The sequence below is a fragment of the Streptomyces spirodelae genome, assembly GCF_017676385.1.
Lineage (GTDB): Bacteria > Actinomycetota > Actinomycetes > Streptomycetales > Streptomycetaceae > Streptomyces > Streptomyces spirodelae.
In genome coordinates this window covers 249667-266608 of the sequence record NZ_JAFFZN010000005.1, presented here as the reverse complement: position 1 = coordinate 266608, position 16942 = coordinate 249667, and the positions used below count along the sequence as shown (strand labels likewise).

Here is a 16942-nt window from a genome sequence, read left to right as displayed (position 1 = left end):
AGCCCAACCTGGCGCTGGTGAGAGTCTGTTCCGACCCCTCTCAGCCTCGCAACGAGGTCGCTTTCTCCACCGAATCCACGAACTGCAGCATCTCGTTGTGGATGGAGCTCTTGGCCGGGTCGGGGAAGCGGATGTTGTGCCGGTAGTAGCGGTGGCGATGATCAACGCAGCGTGCACGATCTCCATCGGCAGGGCTGCCGCATCCTCGTCCGACAGCGGTGCGATGTCCTGGTATCCGGAGAGAAGGGCGTCCAGTCGCGCCGGGACCAGGTTCCCGGCGTCCTGAGCAAGTCCTACGGCCGCCATTCCGAGATCGAGGAGGGGATCGTCAAGAGAGATCGTCTCCCAGTCCAGCACTGACAGGTGACCGTCCCGACGTACGACGACGTTGTCCGCGAAGAGGTCGCCATGCACCACCGCGCTGCGGCGTTCACGCCCCGCTTCGACGGCCTCGACACGCTCGAGCCAACCCGTCAGCCAGAGCGCAAAGTCCCGGTCGGCGAACTTCGCAATTTCCGCCATGTGGTTGCTGGACAGTCTCCGGGTCCCGGCTGGGACGTCCTCAAGGCCCGGCGATCGCGGTGAAAGCGCGTGCAACTGAGCGAGAATGCGTCCCGCATCAGGGAGGAGCGGCACCGGCAATGGCTGCTGCACCTCTCCTGGGATCCACTTTTTGAGGATCGCGGGTCGGTCGCCCATCTCGATGATCAGCGCTCCCTCGACAGAGGGGACGACTTCCGTGGTGGGCACGCCCAGCCGGAAGGCGGCCTGAGTGTGCGCCGCCAGACGCCGAGCGCTGGGCCAGTCATGGTTGTCGAGGATCGTCAGGACGAACTGACCGGAGACGCTGGACAGCCTGAAACTGGAGTTCGCCGCCCCACCCGCGAGAGGCGTAAGTCGTACCTGATCAAGAGCGTATTGCTCGGCCAGGGCGGAGACATCGAGCTGGTCTGAGGTGGTGTACTTCGCCACCCGGTCACTCTCCTCTGCTCACTGCGGCTTCCCGACGCCGATCCTCTGCGATGGCGGTCCAGCGTGCCCGGACCTGGTCCTGCCCGTCCAGCCACTGTGCCCGGGGGAGCTCGGCAGGGGGTTCATCGTCTGCGATGAGGTAGGAGAGTTCTGCCAGATAGGCGAACTCTTCACCACGGACGCACTCCTTCAACGTCGCCCTGGCCTGGGACAGCAGTTCGGCGGAGCCCAGGACCGCTGCATGCAGACAAACGGCGAAGCGGATGTAGGCGACCGAAGACGACAGCCCGGCTTCACTCGCCAGCGCAACCACCTCCTCGGCCCGCTCCGGGAGATCGGGTTCGACGCCGGCGTCCCGTACGAGTTCGGCGATGCGTGTCTGGACCTCCGCCCACCGGATCGAGACGCCGCCCAGCAGATCTCGGGCGCGTGCGATCTGTTCCGCAGCACGAGGGCGGTCCTGATAGGCGGACGCGAAGGCCAGGCATGCCTGGGACAGGGCGGCCTCACCCGCGTGGCCGAGTTGCAGCGCCTCATCACGGCTCACTGCATACGCCGAGCAGGCCAAGGCCATGCTTCCCTGCGTCCACCACAGATCGCCGAGTACGCGGTCCTTGCGGCCCTCCGCCCCGAGGGTCTCCGCCACGTCCCGTACCTGTGGGAATCGCCCCACCCGGCGGGCCAAGTGCGCGAGGCCCCGAGCGGCTGTAGGAGCCAGTCGCCCGCCAGCATCGACAACCCGCTGCATACCGTCCAGAGAGTCGTCGAGGTTGCCCAGATCCCGATCGCACTCCGCGAGGAAGTATCGCGGGAGTTCCCGCAAGGGTTCGGGGAGGAGGTCCGAATCCAGGACCATACGGAGCTGCTCGGCGGTCCAGCTGCGGTGCCTGCGCTGGCGTTGCGCGATCGCGCGCAGCGCCGCAGCCAGGGCCTCCGCAGCACTGCTGATCTCCTCGCTGCCAGGCTCGGCAGACGGAAGGGCGGGAATCTCGATGGGCTCCCAGACGAAGTCGTCGACATAGCGGAACGCCGCCTCCGTCAACCAGCCGAGCTCCAAGCCGTAATCACGTGCCAGCTTCAGACCCTGGCGCAACGCAGCAACCAGATGGATCCGATCGCCGGACGCCTCACGACCCAGGGCGTCGAACGTCCGCTGCGCCGCTCTCTGCCAGTCGGCCGTACTCCAGCGATCCTCGCTTGTGGAATCGGCTTCTTGGACCGCTTCCCGGACCAGTGCATGAACGCGGTACGGCCATGGCGCGCCTGGATCAGCATCCACGAAGGGCCGCTCCACCAGTTCCAGGGCGGGCGCATCGTGGTCGAGTCCTGCTGCAGCGACAGCCAGCTCGACGGAGAAGGAGTCCAACAGACTCACGGCCCGCAGAACCTGTCGCACGTTCGGAGACAGGTCCCGGAATGTCCGTGCGACCAGGGCCGGGAAGTCGAAGTTGAATTCGGTCGGCTCAGGGGCCCGCCCATACTCTCGGTAGAGATCTAGGAAGCGCATGACAGCAAGGTCTAAATACAGCGGCAGTCCGTGGGAGTTGGCTGTGACGGTGTGCCGCGTGCGGTCATCCATCAGTGGTTGCCCGGCCATGGTGAGCCGCTTGCACAGGTAGGTCTCACAGTCTTCTGCCGACAGGTAGCCCACGGTGTGCTGCCGCGGTTCTTCAGTCGCGCCTCCGGCGAGCTGAGGCCAGAACTGAGGCCCTGCCCAATCCAACTGGCCCTCGAGCCGCGTATCGTCCCACTGCAGACGATTGCGTCCAGTGATGACGAAGAGGGCGTTCGGCATCAGCCACACCACACGCTGAATCAGCCGTTCGAGATCACGATGCACGCGATCTCCGACGTCCTCGAAGGTGTCAAGGAGCACGACCGGCGTCGCCCGGTGCTTCGCAGGAACCCTGTCGAGATCCCAAGCAAGCAGATGGGCGTAGTAGCTGAGCGCCTCGAGGTCGGGCTCAGCCTCGAGCAGGTCGGCGAGGCGCTGGCACTCGGCGAGGGAACGGATCTGATGCCGCCGCTCGCGCAGAGCGCGAACCAGCGACCGCAGCCCCTGTCCGACCAAGGCGCCCGTGGTTCCGGGAAGAGCCACCGCTTGCGCAACATCTGCCAACGCCGACTGCATCTGTTCGGACAGCGACTGGGTCCCCGAGAAACGACTGAACCACGTACGCCGGCGCAGATATTCATCCAGTGGCTCACCTGGATGGTTGCGGTCCCAGTAGCGCTGAAATGCGATGTCGAACGTCGGCATCGGTTGCCCGAGATCCGCCGCTGCCAGCCGAAGGCTCAGCATCAGGGACTCGAAGTCCCCGCCCGAGTCCCGGGACAGATCCACGCGGACCGGCACCACTCGCCCCACCTGTGGATCGAGAGGAGACCAGCCGCTGTCGCCACCTTCACGATCTCTCAGATGCTCAGTCAGGGCACGCGACAGTGTGGACTTGCCGATTCCGCCGACGCCGTAGAAGACCAGTACGTTCCGGCGGGGAGCTTCCAGGTCCTCGACATCGAACCCGGCCCTCTGCACCCGCTGGGTGTGCCGTACGAGGCTGGCCACCACGGTGTCCCATTCGTCGCGCCGGTCGGCGAAGAAGTCGACCGCCTTAACTTCGCGATCATTCGAACGGAACAACGCACGCAAATCCGGCCTAGTCATACAGAAGCTACTCCTCAACAAGCGGAACCAGACACGCGTAGCAACCAGTCACTGACGAGTAGTCAAGCACAGGTCTCTGGGTCAACGGGCAGACTGTGGGGGCTTCTGACCCTAAAGACCTGATGCAGCTCCGACCCGCCCGCCCAAGAGAACGACCAGCGGGTGGGGGCGGAGAGGCGCGAGGGGCCGCATCTGTCAATTCTTGGCGGTGGCCCCCGCGACCGGTCGACGGCGCGGGGGCCGTCGTCGTGTGTGCTCAGCCGACTTGTTCGGCGGCTCGCAAGGGGCACCCCGTACCGACGCGCGCTGCGAGGTCGGCCCGCAGGGTGGCGAGCTCGGCGATGCGGGCGTCGATGAGCTGGATTTTCTCCGCAAGAAGTGCGGACAGTGCGTCGGCGGAATCCGGTGCGTCACGCAGTTCCTCGCCGTGCTGTGCGATCTCGGTCAGCGAGAAGCCCAGCTTCTGCGCGGTGCGGACGTACTGCAGCCAGAGCACCGCTTCCGGCGGGAAGTCACGGTAGCCGTTGGCCAGCCTTCGGCCGGTGACGAGACCGATCTTCTCGTAGAAGCGAATGGCGTCCTTGCTCAGGCCGGTTTGTGCGGCCAACTCCCCGATGCGCATGAGTATCCGCCCCCTCGGACTTGACCTTGGAGCGTACTCCACTCTTTAGCGTGACGCTGTCCTTGCCGAAGCGCAGCAGAACAGCAGGAGTTCCTGACCATGACGCGTTCACTCCACCCTTCCGGTCGCACGTATCTCCGCGTCATACGGGCAAGCGCCTGGTATGACCTCGTCGTCACGGCGGGATTCGCGACGCCATGGACGTACGCGCACCTGCACGGCCTACTGTCATGGGTGGGCGATGCGCTGGAGCTTGGCGGCCTGCCCGCCCTCGATCCGATGCAGATCCTGTACGCGAACCTGATGGGCTCGGTGGTGGTCGTCTGGGCGCTGCTGCGGATCGTCAGGCCACTTCCGGTCCACGGACTGTTCGACGGTGCGGCGCGGGCACTGTTCGCGATGTGGCAGGCATACGCGCTGACCCACGGAGCCACGCGGTTGCTGTGGGCCTTCCTGGTCGTGGAGGTGGCGTTCGGTGTCGTGCAGCTTCTGCCGTGGTGGCACTCCCGGGGCGCGACCGACGAACCAGTGCAGGAGTGCGTGTAAACCCGTGCGGTAATTCGCTGGGCAGGACCTGTGTCGACTACCGCGCTGGGGGGATGGGGGAATTCGACCCGTGGTTGCTGTCCGCGCGAACCTGCGCTGCGTAGCGTGTTCGCCGTGCCGATTTCTTTCGGCGCGGAAGGGGGAAACACGTCTTATGAAGTCTCTGAAGAAGGCCGGTGTCGCGATCAGTACCGGCTGCATCATCGCCGGCGGATTGACCGTACTGCCGGCCCAGGCAGCGCCCAGCGCGGCCTCAGCGAAGGTCGACAGCTACATGGCTGCGGTCCCGCATGGCACCAAGCTGAGCAACAACGAGATCTCGTACGAGGGCGGCCAGGTGCGGGTGCTCATGAACGCCACCGCGAAGTCCTGTACGGCGGGATGGTACTGCGTGTGGGAGCACAGCAACTGGCGTGGCGCGATGGCCAAGTGGAGCACCACGGCCGCGCACTGCAAGAAGTTCAAGTTCACGAAGTACTGGCGGAACAAGGTGTCGTCGTTCTGGGCGCGCGGCGGTTGCGAAAGTCGCAACTACTTCCTCAAGGACGCAAAGGCGCACCAGCTCGACCCTTTCGAGTACTTCGAGGGCAAGAAGGCGTATGTCCGCTACAACGACCGCTACGACTATGCGTCTCGCGGGCTGTAGGCCACGATGCTGCTGAGTTCTCTGCCTCGCCCAACAGGCGGGGCAGAGAGCTGTGGGACCCTGTAGGCGGTCTCCACATTTTGTGACGGCTGTCAGTCGTACTCCCGTGCGCCTTGTTCGCCCGATCGAGTCATGTGACACTCCTGCGGTGACGACCCGGACATATACGGAAGGCCCGGAGTGGCAGCGAGTCGCGGCGGTCAATCCCGAACTGCTGTGCGTGGAAGTGACAGAGCAGTTCTTCCACGGCGGCTTTGGCAGCGGTGGTGAAGGGACACAGTCAGCAGGTAGTGACTACATTTACACGGTCACTGTGACCCTGGCCTTAGCGCCCTTCTTGCAGTCAGTCATAGGCACGTTGGGCAGCAAAGCGGGTGATGCGCTGACCACGAAGATCCCGGAACGGCTGGTCAAAGTCCTTCGAAGACGACGAGAAGAGACCGCCCCTACCGTCGGGGACAGACGCTTCCGGTACACGCTGCAAGTCGAAGATACGCAGGTCAAGGTGAGCCTGCCAGTCGATGATTCCGAGGTCATAAAGGCTGTGGCTCTGCTGCCCGAGGTCACGTTCGACCACTTTGGCGACCAGCCTGCCGGGGTGTCCTGGGACACTCATCGCGAAACTTGGCAGGCATGGGTGCAAGAGGGGTCAGGGAAGCAACTCTGGTTCTGGTGCACAGAGACTCGCCAATGGGTGCGGCCACGTCAGATGTGAGTTTGCCGCCCACGCGCAGGGCCGCCGGGCTCTCCGTCCCGCTGCCCGCCCCCAGCCGGCTTGGGCGGGGGCGGGCAGCAGGGCGGGACCGTCCGGCTATTTCTTGGTGGCCCGCCGTCCACGGGCGGCGGTAGCCGGCCGCCAGGCGCGCAGGTCGTCGTCTGTCAGGCCGTGCTGGCCCTGGACCATCTGCCGGTCGCCTCGGAAGAAGGCGGCGGGTGAGGCACCGAACGTGGCGTCGAACTCGTCGTGCCACTGGTCCAGCCAGGGCTGGAGCTCCAGCAGCCCCGCGAGGAACGGCGCCACCTGCTCGGCGGTCAGCTCCTCGTGCGCGGCGATGTAGGCGTCGAGGGCGTACGCCTGTTCCTGGTGGTCCCACCCGGCCCAGCCGTACAGCTCCGGCTTCGCCACGTTGGTCTGTCCGTAGGAGATGAACCGCTCCTTCGGCACGTCCAGCTTGCCGCGCGCCCGCCAGTAGGAGGGGCGGAGGAAATCGGCGGAGGTGTACTTGGGCGGCATGGGGATGCTGTCGCGGATCTTCCGCTTGGTCGGCTCGTCCGGCGCCGCGTCCTCCTCCCGCTGGAGGTCCCAGACGTGCTCCCAGTCCTCCCGCTTCTTCAGCCCGGAGGGCTTGTAGCGCAGGGCGGCGAGGAACGGCACGTGCTCGTCGGTTATCAGCTCGCCGACGACGGTCGCCAGCTCCCTGCGGGGCGCATAGATCTTCGCGACGGACACGAAGTCCTCGTCCTGGGAGAGCGCGTCGGTGAGCCGGGAGAGGGTGACGAGCGCGGGCATCCCGTTCTCGTCGTACCAGTGCTCCTTGTTCTCCATCCGGTCGAGCAACCACGACTTGAGGGCCTTCTCCTGAAGCGCGTCCCACCCCTCGGTCGCCCACCGCCGCTTGTACTCGGGCCTTTCCACCATGCCGATGGCCCGGGACGACTCAATGGCATCAATCCGCTTCTGCACCACCTCGCGGTATGCGACGGGCCAGTGCTCGGGGATCTCGGTGATGGGCGTGGAGCCGTGCCGCTTGAACCATTCGTCGCTGGCTTCCCCGGCCTGCACCTTGCGGGCGAGCACGATCTCGAAGGCGCGTTCGCCGAGCGCGAGTTCCGGGATGTCGGGGGAGTCAGGGTCCTCGGAGACGCGGAGGTCTTCGGGGTGCAGGTTGTAGAGGGAGTAGACCTGCCAGTCCAGTTCTTCCTGGAGAGCGATCATCCGGGCGCGGGTGGAGTGCCAGGTTTCGCGGGCTTCGCGGAGGATTGGGGCGGTGGGGGTTGTCTCGGGCGCGAAGGTTGAGGGGCCGGTTGCCATCAGTTGCTGGGCGAGGGTGTCAACGGCAGTCGTAAAAGTAGTCGGAAAGGTTTGCGGCAATGGAATGCGTGCCAGGTTGGCGCCCTTGATCTGGTAGAAGCGTTCCCACTCGGAACTCGTGAAACCCCCTCCTTCACCTCTGATCCCTTTGTCGTGACAGTTCATTTTCAGCCAGAAGCAAATTGTTGAGCTGTTCAGAACCCCCAGGAGTTGCAGATGCCTTTCCTCGCAGGCATTTTCGTCGAGTTTAATGACAGGTGCCGTGTCTTTGAATACCTTTCCGCCGCGATCGAGGGCAAAATGATTCAACGTAGCCGTTTCGGGTGCCGCGATCGATAGAGGAGTTCGGTATCGATCTCTGAAAAACATGGAATATTCGAACCATGCTAGCCCTCTCTGTGCTTGTGTCTTGCTGAACGCGATGCGACTTTGGAGTAGTGTTCGGAACGGCCAGAGCGAGATGAGGGATGAGTTTGTGGCCTCCGGCTTGAGGGTCCGGTCGGAATAGGGCCAGATGGAAGACGTGCCATTCGAGATCGAATAATCGCGAACGTGAATCCCTTCGATAATGGGACGTTGCTGCGAGGGTGGAATGCTGTGGCGTCGCAAATATCCTGCTCCGACCATGTAAGCGTCGTCCTCGCGCGTTACCGCGCCTGCGCCGATGGTCTGCGCGATCTGCCCGAGAGTTTCGGTGGATACGAGTGATATTGCCGAGACCAGTTCAACTCCACCGTCGGAGAGAATCCAGGGATGGCGGCGGAAGTATGCGTCCCTGCTCAGATCATCGACAGCCACCCACTGACCAGTTGACCCGGGTTCGTTGATCTGGTCGGTGATTGCTTTCCATACCATGCCCTCTTTGCCTAGCTCCGGAGCGCGCGGTTCACCTTGTACGCTACGAACTGTTCGCACGGTGTCCGTTCGAACAGTTCCTGTTCGTCGTCGACCGACCAGGACAACTGTCGGCGTCCCATGCCCCGGAATGTACGCCCCTGAGGTGTCGATAACCTCCGTCAGCTCCACCTCGTGCCCGAAATAGCTCTCGATCAGTCGCGCTCCGAACTCCCGCTTCATAAAGGAGTTCGCCGTGATCTGCCCGACCATGCCGTACCCGAGCCCGCTCTCCTTCTCCCTCTCCATCGCCAGCTCAAAGAACCGCTGAGCGAACGGCACCGACAGGGCGTAGGTACCCGCACAAGCGCTGTACAGCTCTCGATACAGCTCATTGAGCCGCTTGTCCTTCACTGTGATGTACGGCGGGTTCCCCACCACCACGTGGTACCGGCCCGGCTTCAAGATGTCCGGGTGCTTGTGCACGTCCTCCGTCTGGTACTTGAAGTCCGCGAGTTCGTCGGCGCCCTCTTCCTCCGACTCATCGAACAGGTTCCCCTGCCGATGCCGGTGCTTGATCAGCGAGTCGCCCACTGCCAAGTGCATCGGCCACTCGTAACGCCCGGCCTCCTCCAACGTGCGCATCCCACTCGCCGCCATCGCCGCAACCAGCAGCCGGAACCGCGCAATGGCCACTGCGAACGGGTTCACATCAACCCCGTGTACCGAATCGAGCGCAGCCCGCACCCGCTCGTGCAAGTCGACACCGGGGCGGCCCTCAGCCCACAACCGCACCAACCGCCGGAACGCACCCAGCACGAAGTGTCCCGACCCGCACGTCGGGTCGATCATCTTCAGGCCCTCATAGCCGAACTCCCCAACCGCAGGGGTCATCGTCCGGTCGAGGATGAACTCCTCGACGAACTCCGGGGTCTGGAGCAGCGCGTACGTCTTCCGCGCTGCCTCGCTCAAGTCCTGGTACAGGTCGCCCAGGAACCGGGTGTCCCAGCCCCGCGTACCGTCGCCGTCCTCCTCCAGCGGGTCGGTGAAGTCGTGGACGAGGACGCCCGCCTCGTCCCGCTCCCGCCAGAACTCGACCAGTTCCCGGGCGCCGTCGTGCGACAGCGGGATCTGGAACAGTGGATTGTGGCGGCGGTCGAACAGCAGTCGGCCGGCCTGCCCGGCGCCCAGCTCGTCGAAGGCCCGCTCGATCCAACCCCGGTACGTCGGGTCGTCGGCCGTGGCTACATAGTCCTCGTACCGGGCCAGCGCCAGATCCCGGCGGTCGTCCTCCGGGGCCGTCAGATACGGCTCCGGGATCAGCCGGTTGTCCTCGCAGAACCGGACGAAGACCGTACCCAGCACCCACGCCACCGCGACCTGGGTGACCCGCTCGTCCAGCCAACTGTTCCAGGTGGCGGCCGTACGCCCGAGCTTCTTCGCCCGGTCGTACTCACTCCGCAGCTTGGCCCCGACGTCACCCGCCAGCTTCACCTGCTGTGCGAGATCACTCTCGACCGCCTTGACCTGCTGCTTGAGGTCGTTCAACAGAGCCTTGCGGTCGATCACGCGACGTCTCCCTCTAACTCGAACCTTCGAACTGCACGCTTCATCCGCTCGCCGCTCACTTGCTGCTCGCCCCCGCCCGGTGCGCGTTCTGCACCCACGACTCCGGCAGGGTGATCCACTCGCCCAGGCCCGCCTGGTACGCGACGGCGACGGACCCCAACTTCGGCTCCCGGGCCGGGTCGCTCTGCGGGACCAGCAGCCACAGGCCGCGCCCGCCCTGGCGGGCCGCCTCCGCGAGGCGGTCCAGCACGCCCATCGCGTCATACCGCGCGAAGACGGCGGCGTCGGTCAGCAGCACCGGCCCCTCGCCAGAGCCGAAGCCAGAGCCCGAGCGGGAGCCGCCGCCCGCGCCGCCGCCCAGCAGCTCCCGCACGCGTGGCTCCACTGAACCCCACGCCGTACGCGCGTACTCCGCGAACTTCATCGCGCCCCGGGAGCCGGGCTCGGCGACATCGGCCTTGAGCAGCGTCTCCCAGGTCGGCTTGGTGCCCTCGGGGACCAGGGCGTGCATGGCCTCCAGGAAGAGTTCGGTCACCGAGACGACCTGGGCGCGGAACCGGCCGTCTGTCGCGCCGAGTTCCTGGGTGGCCTGCCAGGCGCGGGCTTCCCGTACGGTCAGGACGCGGTAGCCGTCCCGTCGCGCGGAGGCGAGCAGGCGCTCGTCGGTCCGTACGGCGTCGGCCAGTGTCGGGTCGTCGGAGTAGCGGGTGACGGTGCCGACGTCCGTGGAGCGGCGCCAGGCGCCGGTCGTCAGATAGCTGGAGGCCGAGTCCATCCGGGTGGGCAGATAGCGCAGCGTCTTGGTGTCCTCGCGCAGCGAGAGGGTGAGGTCGAAGCCGGCGCTGCGCAGGGCCTTCGTCAGCGGGCCCGCGGTCGGCAGGTCGCGGGTGGTGCCGCCCCGGCCGTCCGGGACGACCAGTTCGGGGAAGCGGGTGCGTACGCGCTCGTGCACGTCCTGGCCTGTCAGTCCGGGCTGCCACTCGTCCGGTACGCCGGGGTTCAGGCGTACCAGGCCCGCCTGGGTGAGCCGCAGGGCCCGCACCAGGTCCAGGTCGCGCGGGTAGATCTCCAGCCGGGGGGTGGCCGCCGCGTTGGTGGACGCGGCGGCGGCCAGCTCGACAAGGCGGCGTTCGTCCCATTCGACCTCGCCGGGCGGTGGGGTGAGGGCGCCGAGTTCGGCCAGGACTGTCGTGGCCGTCGGCAGGGTGTCCAGCTTGGCGAGGCGGTCGGCGGTCTTGCCCAGCCGGGAGGCGTAGTCGAGCAGGCCGGGGGCGGTGGGGGTGTCGGGTGGGTCGCCTTCGGTGCCCGTCTCCTCGTCGGCCTCCCGTACGTCCAGGGCGAGCAGCCCGGCGCCCAGGGCCTCCTCGGTGGCCTTGCGGTTGGGCTGGTGCTGGAACTGGGCGCTCTCCGGTTCGAGTTGCTCGACCTCCACCACGGCCCGGACCGCGGCGAGCGCCAGCGCGCGCCGCTGGGCGCGCTCGGGGAGCTGGGTGCCGCGGCGCAGCACGAGCGCGTCGGCGATCTCGACGGCGGAGGCGACGCGGCCCAGCCCGGCCAGCAGTTCCATGATCTCGTCGCGGAGCGCCTGCACCCCCCGGTGCTTCTTCCAGCGCTTGCGCTCCTCCTTCAGCATCTGGGGGATGCGGCCCGCGGACAGCCCGAGCGCGTCGGCGACCTCCTTCTGCATGGGCCAGACGCCGATACCGGGCAGGGCGCCGTGGTCGTCCGGCAGCCGCAGCAGCAGCCGGACCATCTCGACCTTGTTGCGGTTGGAGCCGTTGTTGTTCAGCTCCGGGACCAGGACGGTGGCCAGCGTGTCGAGGCTGACGGCGCGCAGCGCGGATTCCGACAGGTCATCGGACCGGCCGGTGGCCGTGGCGACCGCGTTGGTGACGGCCGACTCGGCGCGGGTCAGTTGCGCCAGTTCTTCCTTGGCCTCGGCCCTGCCACGCGCGGTCAACGGCGATACGGGGACCTCGCGCAGCAGCTCACCCCACTGCCGCTGACGGCGCTGGATCTCACCGCGCGTCTTGGCGCCCAGACCGGGGGCGTTGAGGAGCTTGCGTCGGCTGTAGTCCAGTAGACCGCCGACCGTGGTGATGCCGAGGCCGTAGAGGAACGACTCGGCGGCCGGGGTGAGGCCCGCCGCCGACAGGTGGGTGTCCCGGGTGACCTGCTGGGCCAACTGCTCGCGCTGCTGCTCGGCGGAGAGCGGTTCGGCGTCCGCGATGGCGGGCGTGCCGTCCGGCGTCCTCTCGGCCGACTCCGTTGTCCCTGCCCGCTGTTCCTGCGGTTCCTGTCCGTCCTGGCCGGGGCGTCCCGGATGGCTGCTGTGCCGGGAGCGGTGGCTGGAGGGCACCGTCTGCGAGGCGTCCAGGAAGATCTTCTTCCAGGCGTCCCGCATCGGCTTCAGCTCGGGGAAGCGCTCGGCGGCGTCCCGGTGCAGCGCCTTGCGGAAGAAGCGCACCAGGCCGTCGCGTACGGCGGGTTCGAAGGCGTCGGCGGCGATGGTCGGGCAGGGGAACTCCTCCGGGTCGGTCTGCCGGGGCAGGACCGAGCCGTCGCCCCATTTCGGCAGCTCGCCGGAGGCCATCTGATGAAGGGTGACCGCGACGGCGTACCGCTCGGCGTGCGAGTCGTAGGCGGTGCGGGTCAGGGTGCCGATGAACGGGTCGAGATAGCCCTCCGTACCGGCCTCATGGTTCTTGGCCGGGTAGCCGGCCAGGGAGAAGTCGATGAGGACGAGTTCCCGGGTGCGGTTGGGGCGGACCCTTATGGCGATGTTGTCCGGTTTGATGTCCCGGTGCCAGACGCTCTCGCCCTCCAGGAAGTCCACGGCGCCGAACAGGTAGTCGCCGTACGCCTCCAACTGGTCTATCTGCAGGCGCCCGCCCTCGCGGAGGAGCCGGGCGACCGTCTCCCCGCGGTGCCGACGGCGACCGGTGCCCGAGGAGGCCGACTCGACGGCCTCCTCGCGCTCGTCGCCCACGTACTCCAGGGCGAGCACCGTGCGGCCCCCGAGGTGCAGCGGCTGCGGCTCCACCAGCCGGATGACGCGGGAGTCGGGGCGCAGCCGCCCCATCACCTCGGCCTCCCGGACCAGGACCTCGCCTCGGCTGTCGGACAGCGCCACCTTCAGTACGGCAAGAGGGCGCGTCCTGCGCGCCTCGTGCTCCAGGTCGCGGACGAGGAAGGCGCGGCTGGTCGAGCCGGTGCCCAGTCGGCGCAGGACCTCCCAGCGCCCGCCGAGCACGTCCCCGGTCACGGCTTCGAGCGGGTCCTTCTCCGGAGCCTCGGGCTCCTCGGCCACGGCGGGGTCGGCCGGGCTGGTGAGGGTGTCCTCGACCAGTTCCAGCATCTCCAGGAACTCGTCCACCGTGGACAGCCGCCGCTCCGGGCGATAGGCAGTGGCCGCCTGCACCAGGTCGTCGATGTCCTCCGAGAGCCCGTCCACCAGCGCACTGGGCCGTAGGCCCTCACCGGCCTCCAACCGGGCGACCAGTTCCGCCTGGCTCGCCGCCGGGGCCTTGCCCGTGACCAGCAGATAGGTGAGGACGCCCAGACCGTAGACGTCCAGGGACACCGGGTCGGCGTTCAGCGCCGTCAACTCAGGGGCCAGGTAGGGGTCGGAGACGTCGGCGAGGTGCATCGCGGAGAGCGCCGTCGGCGCGAACCGGGTCGCGCCCGCGCCGGAGGAACCCGTGCCGCTGCGCTGGGTGGCGATCTGCCAGTCGGAGATCTGCAGATGCGGGTGCTGCCACGCGGCATCCTCCCCGACCGTCTGCCCCCGGCGGCCCCGGTTGCGGGGGATGACGTGCACCGACCGGGCGGCCAGCGCCCGGTGGTGGATGCGGCTGGAGTGCGCGGAGCGCATCGTCTCGGCCAACTGGCGCACCAGCGCCATCCGGCCGAGGATGTCGAGCTTCTCCCCGTACTGGAGCAGGTACTCGTCCAGACGCAGCGTCTGCGGATGGTAGTCGAAGATCAGCGCCGGGCCCGCGGAGTGCCCCGAGGGGTGGTACTGCTTGTACTGCACCGCGCCCGGATGCCGGAACCGCTGCAGCACGGCGGCTTCGCGCCGGGCAGCGTTCTCCACCGACTGCCGGATGGTGGCGTCCGAGCCGCGCTCCCGCAGATAGACCCGCACCCGCGCTGACTCGGGCAGCTCGCTGTGCTGGGCGAGATAGTCGGCCCACGTCTCCCCGGAGTCGAAGGACTTGCGCTCCAGTTGATACGGACCCACCCGGTACTCGGCGTCGCTGCGCCGGATGCCCACCCGGTCCAACGCCCCCTTGAGCTCGCGGGAGGTGGTCGGCGTGACGCGGTGCCGCTCGTCCCGCGGGGGGCGCTTGAGCATGGCGACCAACTGGTCGACGCTGAACACGCCGTTCTGGTCATGGCCGGGCAGCCGGATGCGCAGCGAGTCCTCGGTGAAGCAGACGGCCTCGCCGACCCACGCGCGCCCACCGCGCTGCCGCAGCAGCCCGCCCAGCTCCCGGGCCTTCTTGCTCACCAGATGCAGCGGGTTGCCGTGCGGACGCCGGTGCCCCTGTGGGGTGGTCTGTACCCAGGTGCCGTTTTCACTGGTCAGTGAGCCGTGCCAGTTCTTCAGCTCGATCATCCACACGCCGCTGGGCGCGACGACGAGCAGGTCCACCTCCCGAACATGACCGGTGTTGGCGGTGAACGTGAAGTTCGACCAGGCCCGCCAGGGGTCCGCGTCCGGCAGTTGCCGGCGGATGGCCTCGAGACCGCGCCGCTCATGGTCGAACTCGGACTCGGTGACCGTCGTCCACCGGCCTTCCCGCATCGTCGCGTCCCCGCCTTCTCAAACTGCTGTGGATGGTTGACGGGCCGCCAGCCACTGCCGCCCCCCACAAGGCGATCACCACCAAGGTGAAAATCGTAACTGCGGGAGCCGACATCCGCGCCGCTCACGTGCAGATGCTCCGCGGCTGCAGTCATCGCCGACGCCCTCTACGACACGGCTACGCGGCGCCGGTATCCTCGATCGCATCGTCATTTGCGGCCCGCCGGGCTTCCGCTCCGTTCATCCGGAGACACACGGACATGCCCCCACCCGCACGAGTCACATCGTGCTGCCTGGGGGCATCTCTTGTTGTTCCGTGCGTCCGCCAAGACGGTTGCCGCCATGGCGATGGACAGCTCCCTCTTCTTCCAGTTGAACGAGCAGTTCTTCCACCAGCACGGCCACGGGGTCGGCTCCTCGGAGGCCCGCTCCTGGGAACGGAGCATCCCCGCGCTCGTGACCGCACTCAACGAAGCCGGCCTCGGCGATGTCGAGGTACTCCTTGAGTACGCCCTCCCGCTCAACAGCAAGCGGGCCGACGCCGTGCTCGCGGGTCGGCACCCGGCCACGGGGGAGCCCTCCTACGTCGTCGTCGAGCTCAAGCAGTGGGGGCAGGCGGAGCCGGACGAGGAGGACCCGGAACTGTGCCGCATCGACATGTACGCACGGCCCGTCCTCAACCCGATCGAACAGGTCCGCCGATACTGCCAGTACCTCGTCAACTTCAACGGTGCTCTGGCCGAGCACTCGCGCCGTGTGAGTGGCGTGGCCTACCTGCACAACGCCACCGAGTTCGGTGTTGCCGGACTGCGCGCGATCGAGCGGGACGACCAGGGCCAGATGTTCACCGGACAGCAGCGAGGCGAGTTCCTGAAGTACCTCCGCTCCAAACTGAGCGACACGGCTCCCGGGGCGCCGATGGCCGATGAGCTTCTCAGCGGTAAGCAGGGCCCGTCGAAGCAACTGATGTCCGTCGCCGCGCAGGAAGTGCGCGAGCGGGAGCAGTTCGTGCTCCTGGACGAGCAGCAGGTGGCGTACCGCATGGTCCTCAACGCCGTCCGGAGGGGGAAGCAGGCCGACAGCAAGGAGGTCGTTGTCGTCACCGGCGGGCCCGGCACGGGCAAGAGCGTCATCGCCCTCTCCCTGCTGGGCGAGCTCTACCGGCAGGGGATTTCCGCGCTGCACGCCACCGGCTCGCAGGCGTTCACCAAGACGATGCGCAAGGTGGCAGGCTTCCGGAAGCGCGAGGTGCAGGACCTCTTCAAATACTTCAACAGCTTCATGGCCGCCGAGAAGAACTCCCTCGATGTGCTCATCTGCGACGAGGCGCACCGCATGCGGGAGACCTCCGCCAACCGCTACACCTCCGCCGCTCTCCGCACTGGCAAACCGCAGGTGGAAGAGCTGATCGACGCCGCTCGCGTGCCTGTCTTCCTCCTCGACCAGCATCAGGTCGTCCGCCCCGGCGAACTGGGTACCGAGGCCGAGATCAGGGCGGCAGCCGAGAAGAAGAACCTCAACTGCACCGTCATCCCCCTGGACAGCCAGTTCCGCTGCGGCGGCAGCGACGCGTATCTCCGGTGGGTCGTGCGGCTCCTGGGACTGGAGGAGGGCGGCCCCGTCGTCTGGGAGCCGGACGACCGGATGGAGCTGCGGATCGCCGAGGGTCCGGAGGAGATGGAGCGCTTCCTCGACGAACGGCGCGCCCAGGGCTTCGGTGCGCGGATGTCGGCCGGTTTCTGCTGGAAGTGGTCCCCCGAGCCGAAGCCGGGGGACTCCCTGCCGACAGACGTGGTGATCGGCGACTGGGCGCGTCCCTGGAACCTGCGGGGCGACCGCGGGGTGGCAGGCGCACCCCCATCCGCCCTCTGGGCGACCGATCCCGCCGGGTTCGGGCAGGTCGGGTGCGTCTACACGGCCCAGGGCTTCGAGTACGACTGGTCGGGCGTCATCATCGGCCCCGACCTGGTCTGGCGCGGTGACCAGTGGGTCACGGACCGCACGGCGTCCAAGGACCCGGCTTTCAGCAAGTCGACATCCGACGACGATGTCGACCGGCTCATCCGCAACACCTACAAGGTCCTGCTGACACGCGGCATGGTCGGCACTGTGGTGTACTCGACCGATCCCGAGACGCAGGCGAAGCTCCGCGAACTGGTCGGCGCTCAGCGCGAGACCTCCGCCGTGTGACGCGGCCACTACCGCGCTGAGTCGTGCCTGTTTACTAGGATTGCCGGGAACATTCG

General features: G+C 67.2%; 9 protein-coding genes. 4 read left to right on the top strand and 5 right to left on the bottom strand.

The features are described 5' to 3' along the window. The 3 genes from JW592_RS08690 to JW592_RS08680 all read right to left on the bottom strand — a co-directional run. On the bottom strand, window positions 1-972 hold a 972-nt coding region (locus JW592_RS08690; RefSeq protein ID WP_209264340.1), incomplete at its 3' end, for a phosphotransferase. Window positions 973-976: 4 nt separating this feature from the next. Beyond that, complete coding sequence (locus JW592_RS08685; RefSeq protein ID WP_209264339.1) at window positions 977-3637, bottom strand: winged helix-turn-helix domain-containing protein; 2661 nt, start codon at window positions 3635-3637, stop codon at window positions 977-979. A 256-nt stretch (window positions 3638-3893) separates the two neighbouring features. Further along, window positions 3894-4259 carry a MerR family transcriptional regulator gene (locus tag JW592_RS08680; protein ID WP_209264338.1) on the bottom strand — a complete coding sequence of 122 codons (366 nt, stop codon included), beginning with the start codon at window positions 4257-4259 and terminating at the stop codon, window positions 3894-3896. Between the two features lie 99 nt (window positions 4260-4358). Between JW592_RS08680 and JW592_RS08675 the strand changes: the two genes are divergently transcribed. The 3 genes from JW592_RS08675 to JW592_RS08665 all read left to right on the top strand — a co-directional run bounded on the left by JW592_RS08675 (window position 4359) and on the right by JW592_RS08665 (window position 6166). After that, a complete protein-coding gene (locus tag JW592_RS08675; RefSeq protein ID WP_209264337.1) occupies window positions 4359-4805 on the top strand; it encodes a hypothetical protein in 447 nt (148 codons plus the stop codon). A 154-nt stretch (window positions 4806-4959) separates the two neighbouring features. After that, complete coding sequence (locus tag JW592_RS08670; RefSeq protein WP_209264336.1) at window positions 4960-5451, top strand: peptidase inhibitor family I36 protein; 492 nt, start codon at window positions 4960-4962, stop codon at window positions 5449-5451. A gap of 148 nt (window positions 5452-5599) precedes the next feature. Beyond that, a complete protein-coding gene (locus tag JW592_RS08665; RefSeq protein ID WP_209264335.1) occupies window positions 5600-6166 on the top strand; it encodes a hypothetical protein in 567 nt (188 codons plus the stop codon). Between the two features lie 96 nt (window positions 6167-6262). On the opposite strand, the gene pglX is transcribed toward JW592_RS08665, so the two are convergent. Together pglX and pglW are read right to left on the bottom strand one after the other, a co-directional pair. Beyond that, a complete protein-coding gene (gene pglX / locus JW592_RS08660) occupies window positions 6263-9886 on the bottom strand; it encodes a BREX-2 system adenine-specific DNA-methyltransferase PglX (protein WP_209264334.1) in 3624 nt (1207 codons plus the stop codon). A 55-nt stretch (window positions 9887-9941) separates the two neighbouring features. Then, on the bottom strand, window positions 9942-14696 hold the full coding sequence (gene pglW, locus JW592_RS08655; RefSeq protein ID WP_209264333.1) for a BREX system serine/threonine kinase PglW: 4755 nt from the start codon (window positions 14694-14696) through the stop codon (window positions 9942-9944). A 306-nt stretch (window positions 14697-15002) separates the two neighbouring features. Between pglW and JW592_RS08650 the strand changes: the two genes are divergently transcribed. Further along, window positions 15003-16886, top strand: coding sequence for a DUF2075 domain-containing protein (locus JW592_RS08650; protein ID WP_209264332.1), 1884 nt, complete (start codon window positions 15003-15005; stop codon window positions 16884-16886). The last annotated feature ends 56 nt before the right edge of the window (window positions 16887-16942 follow it).

What these genes read in the sequence shown, in the direction of transcription:
- JW592_RS08685 (WP_209264339.1), bottom strand. Translation starts at nt 3,637, where the DNA reads ATGACTAGGCCGGATTTGCGTGCGTTGTTCCGTTCGAATGATCGCGAA.
- JW592_RS08680 (WP_209264338.1), bottom strand. Translation starts at nt 4,259, where the DNA reads ATGCGCATCGGGGAGTTGGCCGCACAAACCGGCCTGAGCAAGGACGCC.
- JW592_RS08675 (WP_209264337.1), top strand. Translation starts at nt 4,359, where the DNA reads ATGACGCGTTCACTCCACCCTTCCGGTCGCACGTATCTCCGCGTCATA.
- JW592_RS08670 (WP_209264336.1), top strand. Translation starts at nt 4,960, where the DNA reads ATGAAGTCTCTGAAGAAGGCCGGTGTCGCGATCAGTACCGGCTGCATC.
- pglW (WP_209264333.1), bottom strand. Translation starts at nt 14,696, where the DNA reads ATGCGGGAAGGCCGGTGGACGACGGTCACCGAGTCCGAGTTCGACCAT.